Raw genomic sequence first — 11,208 nt, forward strand, 5'->3', positions numbered from 1 at the left:
ACGACGGCCATCATCGCGGCGACGCGCCTTCCTCCCATCTCATGACGGTGAATGCAGATCCGGGCACGCCACTGGGCCCCAGCCGGATGACGGTGCGCAGGACGGATTCGCGCCCGTCCCGGAGCCGCGCATGGCTGTCGATACTATACGTGCCGCTGCCGGCGCCCACGAACGAGGCCTCGCCCGGCTGCGGGGGGCGTTCACGGGCGGCCAGCACCGGAGCCGCGTCGATGCCCATCGACTGCAGCACTTCGGGCGTGGCGAAGCGCGGATCGGCCATCGGCAAGCCGCTGAAGATGGTCAGGTGCGGCGCCAGGCGCGCGTACAGCGCAGGGGTCATGCCCAGTACCTGCTCGACCTCGGCCACGGTTTCGAAGGGCGCGTCCTTGGCGCCCCAGGCCAGGCCCGCGGCGGCGTACTGCGGGTCTTCGGCGCCCCCCTGGGCCTGGGTCATGTCGTCGGTGTCGCGCCAGTCGACGATCGCCGCCGCCAGCGCCTCGGCCTGCTGCGGCTCGGCGCCGGCGACACGGATCAGCGCGGCCAGGCTGGCGGCTTCGGCGGCGTTGAGATCGAGCTTGCCGGACTCGTCGACGATACGCACCTCCACCTCGGCATCGCCCAGGCGCCAGCGGTAGGGCCGGCCGTCGGCCAGCCACTGCAGGCGCGGATCGGGCAGCGACACGCGCGTGGCCGCGTATTCGAGTCCGGCGCGCGCGGCCTGGGCGGCGACCAGGCCGCTGCCCAGGGTGCGGCCCTGCAGGTATTCGGTGCGCGCGGTCATCGCGAAGGCGCCGATCAGCGCCGCCAGCAGGGCGGTCAGCCACAGCACCAGGATCAGCGCCGCGCCGCGCGACGCGTGACAGGGCCGGTTCACGGCACCACCCCGCCCATGCGCTGCGGCAGCATCACCACCAGCGGCGGCCAGCTGCCGCCGCTGCGGCTGGCCAGTTCCACCGACACCTGCAGCGGCAGCGTGTCGACCTGCTCCCAGCTGTCGGTCCACTCGCCGAGCAGCCCGTCCTCGCCGAGGCCGCGGTAGCGGAAGCGCGCCTGCGCCAGGTCCGGCACCAGGGTCTCGGGCGGGCGCGCCTGGCGATCCTCGATGGTCGTGCCGCTGGCCACCATCGCAAACGACACCGCCAGCCGCGCGCCGTCCCCCGCATCGAGCACGGCCAGATCGTGCAGGTGCGGCCCGCCACGGCCCAGGTAGTTGGGCAGGTCGGCGACGAAGCGGATGCGTTCGGGTTCGCCGATGAAGCGCACCATGCGACCGCTGTCCTCGTCGATCGCGAATGCGATCGGCGCCGCCGAGGCCAGCCGCCGGCGCAGGAAGCCGTCGACCGCACGCATGCGTTCGCTGCGTGCGGCGATCGCCTCGCCCCGCTCCACCGTCGCGGTGGACGCGCGCAGGGTGGCGAAGGCGAGCGCGAGGCCGAGCGCCAGCAGGGTGGTGGCCAGCAGTATCTCGATCAGGGTGAAGCCGCGCTGCGAATATCCAACCGCCTTGTCGATAGTGAGGCCGTCGCCACGGCTGACATCAGTGAATAGCCCGCCGCGACGGCATTGCCGCTGCGAATATCCAACCGCCTTGTCGATAGTGAGGCCGTCGCCACGGCTGACATCAGTGAATAGCCAGCCGCGACGGCATTGCCGCTGCGAATATCCAACCGCCCTGTCGATAGTGAGGCCGTCGCCGCGCCGCGAGCGGACTTCCGCCGCAACGGAAGTGAGGCCGTCGCCACCGCCGGCACCAATGAATCGCCCGCCGCCATGGCCATCCCTCCGCGCGTATCCCACCGCCTTGCTGCCAGCGAGGCTATCGCCCCGCCGCAGGCGAACTCCCGCCGCAACGGGAGTAATGCCGTCGCCACGGCTGACGCCGGTGAACCGCCCACGACCAGAACCCGCCCCAAGCGATCCGCCACGCACGGAGTCGAAGATCCCGGCGGCCCGAACAGCCCACCGCAGGACTCCGCAGCCCGCCCCCCTCATCCCGACAGCCCCGAGGGATCGGGCTGCACCAGGCGCAGGGTATCGACCTGCAGGCGCTCGCGCGGGCCGCCTTCGCCCCAGCTCACCACCAGGCGCAGCTGCAGCAGCTGCGGCGCATAGGGGTCGGCCGGCTGTCCGGGCGGACGCTCGCGATCGACGTAGGGCGCCACGTCCAGCACCCAGCGATAGCGACCGCCCTCGAACTCGCCATCCCGGCGCCCCGGGACCAGCACTTCGCCGACGCCCACCTCGTCGAGCAGCGATTGCGCATGCAGCACGGCACGCCCGCTGTCGGCGGCCCAGCGTACCTGGCGCGTACCACCCGAGAGCGTGCCCAGCAGCAGGCTCAGGGCGAGCCCGAGCACCGCGAATGCAACGATGATCTCCAGCAGCGAATAGCCGCGCTGGTCAGCCCGGGGCCCTCCCGGGCCGCGCCCCCGCCCACGGCTGTGCAGACTCATCGCTGCACCTCGCCGCGACGCAGCGAGACTTCGCCGGTCAGCCAGGCCACGTCGATGTTCCAGGCCGCATCGCGCATGCGCAGCTGTATCCGGCCTCCGGTCGAGGCACCGTCGGGGAAAAACACGATCGCACCCACGCCTTCGTCCGGCTGCACTTCGCGGGCACCGGTGAACTGCACGTCGAGCGAGCGCCCGATCTCGCCGGCATTGCCTTCGGCGCCCTGCCAGGCACGCGCGGCCGGATCGATGGTGAAGCGCTGCGTGGTGCCGGTGGCGATGGCGCGCGTGCGCGCGAAGCGCAGCTGCGCGGCCACCTCGCGCGCGGTGGAGCGCAACTCCATGCGGTCGAACCCGCCGGTGAGCACGCCCGCGGCCAGCACGCCGGTGGCGCCGATCAACGCCATCACCAGCAGGATTTCGAGCAGGGTCATGCCGCGCTGCGGCGCAGCGCGGCGCGCCTCGCGCGGCATCGACCCGCTCACCGTCGCGGCCGCTGCCCCGGCTCAGTCGTTGCGGATGTCCGCATCGACGCTGTCGCCGCCGGGCTTGCGGTCGGCGCCGTAGCTGACGATGTCGTAGGGACGGCCGTCGCCCGGCGCACGGTACTCGAGCGGGGTGTTCCAGGGATCGCGCAGTTCTGCGGCCTTGGCGTACGGCCCCAGCCAGCCGACCGCGTCGCCGGGCTGGGTGACCAGCTGGTCCAGCGACGCCGGCAGCGTGCCGGTATCCATCTCGAACTGGCTCACCTTGTCGGCGATCGTCTGCACCTGCGCACGCGCGAGGTTGACGCGCGCGCGATCGCCGCCGCCGAGGATGCGCGTGGCCGCGAACGCGACGATGCCGCCGATCAGCACCACCACGAGGATGATCTCGATCAGGCTGAAGCCGCGCTGCGAGGAACCGGACGACGCCCCGCCAGTGGCGCCGTCGCCACGGCCGACGCCAGCGAATCGCCCGCGCGCCAGGCCGGTCCGCCGCGATGAACGGGACGCCGCCGCGCCAGCGGGGCTCGCGCCCATGCCCACCCCGCACCGCACCGCGCCGCGCGCTTGAAAACGTCGATGTCCCAGCATGTCCTTCTCCTCGAGTCTTGCCGAATTCTGCGGCCCACGACCGGTTGCGGTCTTATCCGATCACGCTGGTGAGGTCGTAGACCGGCACCAGCACGGCCAGGATCACCGCCATCACCACCAGCGCCAGCACCATCGTCACCGCCGGCACCAGCGCGGCCAGCATGCGGTCCAGCGCCTGGCCTGTTTCCTGCTCGAAGGTGTCGGCGGTCTTGAGCAGCATGGCGTCCAGCGCGCCCGACTCCTCGCCCACCTGCACCATCTGCAGCGCCAGTCGCGGAAAACGCCGGCCCTTGCCCAGCGCGGCCGACAGGCCGACGCCGTTCTTCACATCCTCCGCCGCAGCTTCGACATCGGCCGCCAGCACCCGGTTCCCGACCACGGTGCGGCCGATCCCGAGCGCGGACATCAACGGCACGCCGTTGCGCAGCAGGGTGCCGAGGGTCCGCGCCAGGCGGGCGGTCTCCAGCCGCGCCAGCATCGGGCCCACGAGCTTCTGCCTCAGTATCCAGGCATCGAAGCGCGCGCGGAAGGCGGGATTGCGCAGTCGCCGGTCCAGCCACCACAGCGCCAGCGCCGGCACCGCGACCAGCACGATCCACCAGTCGCGCACGAACATGCCCAGCGCCAGCACGATCTTCGTGAACAGCGGCAGCGGCGCGTCCAGGCTTTCGTACATCGCCGCGAACTGCGGCACCACGTAGCCGAGCAGGAACATCATCGACAGGCCGACCATCACCAGCAGGATCACCGGATAGATCAGCGCGTTGACCACGCGCCCGCGCAGCAGGCGGCTGCGCTCGAGGTAGTCGGCCAGTCGCTGCAGGGTTTCCTCCAGGCTGCCGCCGGCTTCGCCGGCGCGCACCATGTTGATGTACAGCCGCGAGAACGTGCCGTGCTGGCGCTCCAGCGCGCCGGACAGCGTGCTGCCGCCGCGTACCGCGTCGCGGACCTCCGAGACCGTGCGCTTGGCCGCGGGCTCTTCCGGCAGCTCCAGCAGGATGGTCAGCGCACGATCCAGCGGCTGCCCGGCACCGAGCAGGGTCGCCAGTTGCTGGGTGAACTGCACCAGCCGCTGCCCGGCGAAGGGCTTGGACCGCAGCAGGGCGCGCCAGGACCCGCCGCCCCCTTCGCTGGCCAGCCGCGCCTCGACCGGCAGGTGTCCCTGCTCCTGCAGGCGCAGCGCCACCTCGGCATCGCTGGCCGCCTCCATCTGGCCTTCCAGCGTCTCGCCGCGGGTATTGAGCGCCTTGTAGCGGTACAGCGCCATCAGCGGGCGTGGCCTCCGCGGTCGGCGACGGCGGGCGCGGTTCCATCGCGCCACCGCGCGACCGGCTGCTGCGGCGCGGACTGGCTCATGCCTCCTCCGTCACCCGCAGCACTTCCTCGATCGTGGTCACGCCGGCCAGGGCCTTGGCGAGGCCATCCTCGTACATGGTGCGCATCCCGTTCTGGCGCGCGAGCTGTTCGATCTCGCCCATGCCGGCGTGGCGCATCACCGCGCGCCGCAGCTCGTCGTTCATCACCAGGAATTCGACGATCGTGGTGCGGCCGAGGTAGCCGGTCGGGGCGATGGACGAGCCACGCGGGCGGTACAGGAAGATCTCGCCTTCGGGCTGGAAGCGGCGCAGGCCGAACTTCTCGATCTCCTCCGGCGAAGCCGGGTACTTCTCCGCATGGGTGGGCTCGAGCCGGCGCACCAGGCGCTGGGCGAGGATGCCGTTGACCGTCGAGGTCAGCAGGTAGTCCTCCACGCCCATGTCGAGCATGCGGGTGATGCCGCCCGCGGCGTTGTTGGTGTGCAGCGTGCTCAGCACCAGGTGGCCGGTGAGCGCGGACTGGATCGCGATGCGCGCGGTCTCGAGGTCGCGCATCTCGCCGATCATGATGATGTCCGGGTCCTGGCGCACGATGCTGCGCAGGGCGTTGGCGAAATCCAGGCCGATCTGCGGCCGCGCCTGGATCTGGTTGATGCCCTCGATCTGGTATTCGACCGGGTCCTCGACGGTGATGATCTTGACGTCGGGCGTGTTGAGCTTGGAGAGCGCGGTGTAGAGCGTGGTGGTCTTGCCCGAGCCGGTGGGTCCGGTGACCAGCAGGATCCCGTGCGGCTGCTCGAGTACGCGCTGGAACGCGGGCAGGAAGTCGCCGGTGAAGCCCAGCCGCTCGAAGTCGAACACCACCGTGCCGCGGTCGAGCAGGCGCATCACCACGCTTTCGCCGTGCGCGGTCGGCACCGTGCTCACGCGCAGGTCGAGTTCCTTGCCCTGCACGCGCAGCATGATGCGGCCGTCCTGCGGCAGGCGGCGCTCGGCGATGTTGAGCCTGGCCATGATCTTGATGCGGCTGATCACCGCCGCGGTGAGGTTGGCCGGCGGACTCTCGCCCTCCTCCAGCACGCCGTCGATGCGATAGCGCACCTTGAGCCGGTTCTCGAACGGTTCGATGTGGATGTCCGAGGCGCGCAGCTCGACCGCGCGCTGGATGACGAGGTTGACCAGCCGGATCACCGGCGCTTCGCTGGCGAGGTCTCGCAGGTGCTCGACGTCGTCCATGTCGGCACCGCCCTCGCCGTCCGCGGTCTCGACGATCGCGCCCATCGCGCTGCGGCCCTGGCCATGCCAGCGCTCGATCAGGTCGTCGATCTCCGAACGCAGGCCGACCACGGGCTCGGCGTCGCGGCCGGTCGCCAGGCGCACCGCCTCCAGCGCGTAAGCGTCCTGCGGGTCGGCCATCCACAGCACCAGCCGTCCACCCTGCTCGCCGATCGGGCACAGGTGGAACTGGCGCAGGAAGCGCGCGCTCAACGGCGGCGCATCGGGCAGTTCCGGCGGCTCGGCGGGCATGTCGCGCGCACCGAGCAGGCGCAGGCCCAGCGCGCTGGCGCAGGCCTCGGCGTGGTCGCGCTCGGACACCAGTCCCAGCCGCGAGAGCAGCGGCAACAGGGCACCGCCGGTTTCCTCCTGCAGGCGGCGCGCGCGCGCGAGGTCGACTTCCTTGAGCTGCTGGCGTTCGAGCAGCGCGGCGACGATGCGGTCCTCCGCGTCCTGCGCCACGGACTCGCTGACGGGAAGGTCGGGGATCGCGTTCACGTTCGGCATCCGTCGGGGGCCACGACTTTAGCAGCTTGCACCCTCTGCGCCGTCCCTGCCCGAAGGCGACCGCCCGGCACCGGGTTCAGGATCGGCGCCGCTGCCGGCGCAACGCCGGGTCACCCAAAAAAAAGAGCCCCGGCATGGCCGGGGCTCCTGTTGGCGCAGGACGCTCAGTTGTGGCGGGCCTGCAGGCGCACGTTGCTGTAGGCGCGGGCGCCGACCAGCTTGATGTAGTACGTGCCCGCCTGCGGTGCGTTGATCCGCACCGTCTCGTTGTTGCCCGGACGCGCCGAACGGAAGTCCGCATCGGCGTCGGTGGGCTCTTCCTCGAAGCTCACCAGCAGGTTCACGTCACCGCTGCCGCCGGTGGTGGTGATGCTCAGCGGACCGCGCGCGCCGGCCGGGACGGTGAGGCTGTAGAGCGTCTCGCTGCCGGCGCCACCGGACAGCCCGCTGACGGCCACGCCGTTGGCGATCGGAGTCGCATCCGGCGCGCAGTCGACCTCGCACGGCGGCTCGATCGCCTTGGCCACGGCGGCCGCGGCATTGACGATGCCGGGGCCGATCGGCTGCGAGGCCGAGGGCGCCACGGTGAACGCGGTCGCGGTGTCCTGGAGGATGTCCAGCACTTCCGTCGGCGTCAGCAGCGGCAGGCCGGCATCCAGGCGCGCGCCCTGCATGAGGGCGACCACGCCGGCCACGTGCGGCGCGGCCTGCGAGGTGCCCGCCGAACCGCCGTACGCCGTGACCGGGCTGATATCGGCCAGGGGAGTCGGCGTGGTGGTGCTCGGGTTGCGCGCCTGCCAGACGAAGCCGTCGAAGATCTGCGCGCCGCCGCTGCCGTCGTTCGCGTACACGCCGCCGCCCGGCGCGGAGATCTCGATGCCGTCGCCGTAGTTGGAGTAGTAGGCGCGGCGGCTGGTGACGCCGTTCGAGGCGACCGTGATCACGCCCGGGCAGTTGCCCGGCGAGTAACCCGAGGTGTTCGCGTTCTGGTTGCCGGCGGCGACCACCACCACCGCGCCCAGGGCGTTGGCCTGCGCGATCGCGTCGGCCTCGTAGGCGGTACAGGCACCCGCGCCACCGAGGCTGAGGTTGATGACGTGGGCCGGGTTCGGGTTCGTCGGCACGCCGTCGACCTCGCCGCCCGCCGCCCACACGATCGCGTCGGCGATGTCGGTATCGTAGCCGCCGCAGTGGCCCAGCACGCGGACCGGGACGACATTGGCGTTGTAGGCGATGCCGGTCATGCCGACGCCGTTGTCGGTCGCCTGCGCGCCGGCGGTGCTGGCGACGTGGGTGCCATGCCACGAGCTGTTGCGCTGCTGGCAGGTTTCGGCGCCCGGATAGCCGATGGTCCAGTCGCCCAGGTCCCAGCCTCCGGGCACGCGGTCGTCGGTCTCGCGACCGGACACGAAGGCGTCGGAGATGAAATCGTAGCCGGCGTCGGCGAACGAGGTGTCCACGTCCGGATGCGCGGTGATGCCGGTATCGAGTACGGCGATGGTGACGCCCGTGCCGTCGGCCAGGTCCCAGGCCGCCGGTACGTTGGCACCGCCGCGGTTGGGCCCGCCGTCGAAGGTCGCGGTGCCGTCGGGCGCCAGCATGTGCCACTGGTACTCGATGAAATCCGGATCGTTGGGGATGTACGCCGGCTGCACGTCGGGCAGGCGCTCGGCGGAGCGGGCGATCTGGCGCAGGCGGTCGGCGCGCACCGAGACCACGTTCGGATCGGCCTGGAGCTGGCGCACCAGCGCCTCGGCCTCGACGCGGTCGAGTCCGCGCGAGAGCTTGATCAGCTGCTGGCCGTTGCGGAGCGTGCGCAGGTGGCTGGCATTGGCCGCGCGGGTCTTGGCCAGGCCCGAGCGCGACAGCGCACGGCCGAACGTGGCCACGCCGGCGCTGCGGTCCGCCTTCTCGCGCGTGCCGTCGCGGTACTGCACCACGAAACGGCGGAAGACTTCCTGCTCGCCGAGGGCGGCCGACAGGCTGGCCGTGTCCGTGCCGAACTTCGGCTTCTTGGCGGCGGTTGCGCCGGTGGCGCCAATGGCGGCGATGACCGCGACGGCCAGGGTGCAGGGAAGGATGTTGCGCTTGCTCATGTGATGCCCTCTCGACGAAATGGATCAACTCGCATGGGACGACGCGGACGGATCCTCCGCACGCGCCGCGATTGCCGTCTCAACCTGGAGCGCCCCGCGGCTGACGGATGCGCGCTGCGCACCGCAGGGCCGTATCCGTGCGGGCGGGGGCTGGCGCCCCCGCCCGGACCCTTACCAGCCGAAGCCCGCGCCCACGCCCACCGACTTCTCGTCGCCGCTGAACGCGCCGCCGATGGTCAGGGTCGCGCGTTCGCTGATCGCACGCTGGTAGCCCAGCGACAGCGCGCTTTCGCCGCCCTGGAAGCCGACGCCGACGCCGACGCGGTTCTGGGTGCGGATGCCGGCGGCGCTCGTGGCCATGTTCAGCATCGCCGCGCCCATCGCGCCCTGCCGGTCGATGCGGCGGTCCTGGTCGGTGAAGCGCCGCTCGAGCTCGGTCTGGTAGGCCTGGAAGCTGTCGGACCAGGCGTCGAACTTCGCGTCGGTGTAGGCGTTGGCGGTCGCCACGGCCTGGGTCGCGGTGGACTCGAGCTGGGCGACGTTCACCGCGTCGGTCGCCTGGGTGCCGGCCGCCACGTTGGTCACCTGGCGCTCGTTGCCCACGCTGCCCACCGAGACGGTGTTGGCGCGGTCCGCCACCGAGCCCTGGCCCAGCGCGACCGAGTTGGCGGCGGTGGCGGTCGCCCCGTCGCCGATCGCGGTCGCGGTCGGCTGGGTTGCCGTGGCGCCCTGGCCGACGGCCACCGCCGTCGCGTTGCCCGTGGCCGGGGTCCCGGTGCTGGTCCCCGCGCCAGCGCCGTCGGACACCTGCGGGGTCGTCACGTCCGGCGTCGCGTCGCCGCCCAGGCGGCGGCCGGTGGAGGCCGTCGACGACTGGCCGGTCGCGGAGGTGGTTCCGCCTTCCAGCGCGGTCAGACGGCTGTCGAGCACGCTGATCTGGGCGTCCACCGCACCGAAGGCATCGCCGACGCTGAAGTAGGTGCTGCCCTGGATCATGTAGGCCGGTGCCGAGAGCGTGCCGAAGGCCGTGACCTCGGAACCGCCGCCCAGGATCTGCGCCGTGCTGTCGAGCGCGCCATAGAGCTGGCCGCCCGTCACCGCGTCGGTGCCACCCGCGACCACGCGGCCGTCGGCGACGTTGGTGATGCGGCGTTCGCTGCCCTCGCTGCCCACCGAGACGCTGTTGGCCTCGTCGGCCACCGAACCCTGGCCCAGCGCCACGCTGTTCTCGGCTGTGGCCGACGCGCCCGCGCCGAAGGCCGAAGCGAAGTTCGACACCGCCACCGCGTTGCGGCCCACCGCCACGCTGGTCACGCCCACCGCGTTGCTGAACGCGCCGACCGCCGTGGAGAACACGCCGTTGGCGGTTGCCCCCGAGCCCACGGCGACCGCCGCGGAGCCCCAGGCCACGCCGTTCGGACCCAGCACCACCGCACCGTCGCCGACCGCGGTCGCCGAGGTGCCGAGCGCCACCGCGTACTGCCCGCTGGCGGAGGCGTTGAAGCCCACCGCGGTGGCCTGGTCGGCCAGGGCGAATGCACCGCTGCCGTAGGCCGAGGCACCCTCGCCCACCGCCGTGGCGGATTCGCCCGACGCCGTGGCGTACTCGCCCTCCACGTAGGCCGCATTGTCGCTGTCGACGCCGCCGCTCGCGGCGAAGTAGCGGGTGTGCTCGGTCGCTGCTTCCAGCTGGCCGACCGTGGCCGCGTCGCTCGCGGCGACGCCGTCGCTGACGTTGACGATCCGGCGGGTGGCCGGATGCGTGCCGCCGGTGCCGTTGCCCACCGAGACCACGTTCGCCTCGGTCGCGCGCGAACCCGCACCCAGCGCCACGCTGCTCGCGCCGTTGGCCCAGGCGCTCAGGCCGATCGCCGTGGCGTTGACGCCCGCGCCGTACACGTAGGCGTCGCGGCCGATCGCCGTGCCGCCGGCCGCCGTGGCCCAGGACAGCTGGCCGATGGCGGTGGCGTTGTCGGCACTGGCACGCGACGAGCCGCCCAGGGCGGTCGTGTTCAGTGCCGTGGCGCTCGCGCCGGTGCCCAGCGCGGACGAAGCACTGCCGCTGGCGGTCGCGGTGTTGCCCACCGCCGTGGCGTTGACGCCGCTGGCGTCGGCCGAGATGCCGACCGCGGTGGTGCGGGTGTTGCTCGCCGCGGCGCCGTAGCCCAGTGCGGTGGAGAAGTCGCCCGTGGCCTCGGAGAAGCCGCCCAGGCCGGTCGCGGCCAGGCCCGAGGCGACGCTGCTGTAGCCGATCGCAGTAGCCTGCAACCCGTCGGCGCTCGCCGCCGCGCCGGTCGCGGTGCTGAACGCACCGTTGGCCTGCGCACCGGCACCGAACGCGCTCGCGCCCACTTCCGACGCCGTCGTGGTCTGGTCCAGCAGCACCTCCCCCGTGTCCGGATCCTCGTAGTACAGGCTGCCGCCCACCGCCGTCGCGCTGTCCGCCGTCGCCGTCGCGTTGTAGCCCGACGCCGTCGCGTTCTGGCCG

Annotated in this window: 9 protein-coding genes; all 9 read right to left on the bottom strand. The window is 72.2% G+C overall.

Going from position 1 to position 11,208, the window contains the following annotated elements:
* Positions 1–10 precede the first annotated feature (10 nt).
* Positions 11–874 carry a type II secretion system minor pseudopilin gene (locus tag ACFQ2D_RS16760; protein WP_280941546.1) on the bottom strand — a complete coding sequence of 288 codons (864 nt, stop codon included), beginning with the start codon at positions 872–874 and terminating at the stop codon, positions 11–13.
* Positions 871–1,512 carry a prepilin-type N-terminal cleavage/methylation domain-containing protein gene (locus ACFQ2D_RS16765; protein WP_280941605.1) on the bottom strand — a complete coding sequence of 214 codons (642 nt, stop codon included), beginning with the start codon at positions 1,510–1,512 and terminating at the stop codon, positions 871–873. The genes ACFQ2D_RS16760 and ACFQ2D_RS16765 overlap by 4 nt, the downstream gene beginning before the upstream one ends.
* A 476-nt stretch (positions 1,513–1,988) precedes the next feature.
* Positions 1,989–2,453, bottom strand: coding sequence for a type II secretion system protein XpsI (gene xpsI, locus ACFQ2D_RS16770; protein ID WP_280941545.1), 465 nt, complete (start codon positions 2,451–2,453; stop codon positions 1,989–1,991).
* Positions 2,450–2,923 carry a type II secretion system protein XpsH gene (xpsH, locus tag ACFQ2D_RS16775; protein ID WP_280941604.1) on the bottom strand — a complete coding sequence of 158 codons (474 nt, stop codon included), beginning with the start codon at positions 2,921–2,923 and terminating at the stop codon, positions 2,450–2,452. The genes xpsI and xpsH overlap by 4 nt, the downstream gene beginning before the upstream one ends.
* 33 nt (positions 2,924–2,956) lie before the next feature.
* Positions 2,957–3,472 carry a type II secretion system major pseudopilin GspG gene (gspG, locus tag ACFQ2D_RS16780; protein WP_342457116.1) on the bottom strand — a complete coding sequence of 172 codons (516 nt, stop codon included), beginning with the start codon at positions 3,470–3,472 and terminating at the stop codon, positions 2,957–2,959.
* 106 nt (positions 3,473–3,578) lie between these two features.
* The gene (gene xpsF / locus ACFQ2D_RS16785) at positions 3,579–4,793 is read right to left on the bottom strand and encodes a type II secretion system protein XpsF (protein ID WP_280941544.1); all 1,215 of its coding nucleotides are present in this window, start codon (positions 4,791–4,793) and stop codon (positions 3,579–3,581) included.
* A gap of 85 nt (positions 4,794–4,878) precedes the next feature.
* Positions 4,879–6,606 (bottom strand): type II secretion system ATPase GspE, encoded by a 1,728-nt coding sequence (gene gspE / locus ACFQ2D_RS16790; protein WP_386795725.1) that lies wholly within the window; start codon positions 6,604–6,606, stop codon positions 4,879–4,881.
* 182 nt (positions 6,607–6,788) lie between these two features.
* Complete coding sequence (locus tag ACFQ2D_RS16795; protein WP_280941542.1) at positions 6,789–8,720, bottom strand: S8 family serine peptidase; 1,932 nt, start codon at positions 8,718–8,720, stop codon at positions 6,789–6,791.
* A gap of 171 nt (positions 8,721–8,891) precedes the next feature.
* A partial coding sequence (locus ACFQ2D_RS16800; RefSeq protein WP_386795712.1) for a YadA family autotransporter adhesin occupies positions 8,892–11,208 on the bottom strand: 2,317 nt, incomplete at its 5' end.

Source organism: Luteimonas composti (assembly GCF_042678665.1).
GTDB classification, from domain to species: Bacteria; Pseudomonadota; Gammaproteobacteria; order Xanthomonadales; family Xanthomonadaceae; genus Luteimonas; species Luteimonas composti.

Bases quoted from the DNA above. Each gene is read 5' to 3' on its own strand.
- xpsI (WP_280941545.1), bottom strand. From the start codon at position 2,453: ATGAGTCTGCACAGCCGTGGGCGGGGGCGCGGCCCGGGAGGGCCCCGG.
- xpsH (WP_280941604.1), bottom strand. From the start codon at position 2,923: ATGCCGCGCGAGGCGCGCCGCGCTGCGCCGCAGCGCGGCATGACCCTG.
- gspG (WP_342457116.1), bottom strand. From the start codon at position 3,472: ATGGGCGCGAGCCCCGCTGGCGCGGCGGCGTCCCGTTCATCGCGGCGG.
- xpsF (WP_280941544.1), bottom strand. From the start codon at position 4,793: ATGGCGCTGTACCGCTACAAGGCGCTCAATACCCGCGGCGAGACGCTG.
- ACFQ2D_RS16795 (WP_280941542.1), bottom strand. From the start codon at position 8,720: ATGAGCAAGCGCAACATCCTTCCCTGCACCCTGGCCGTCGCGGTCATC.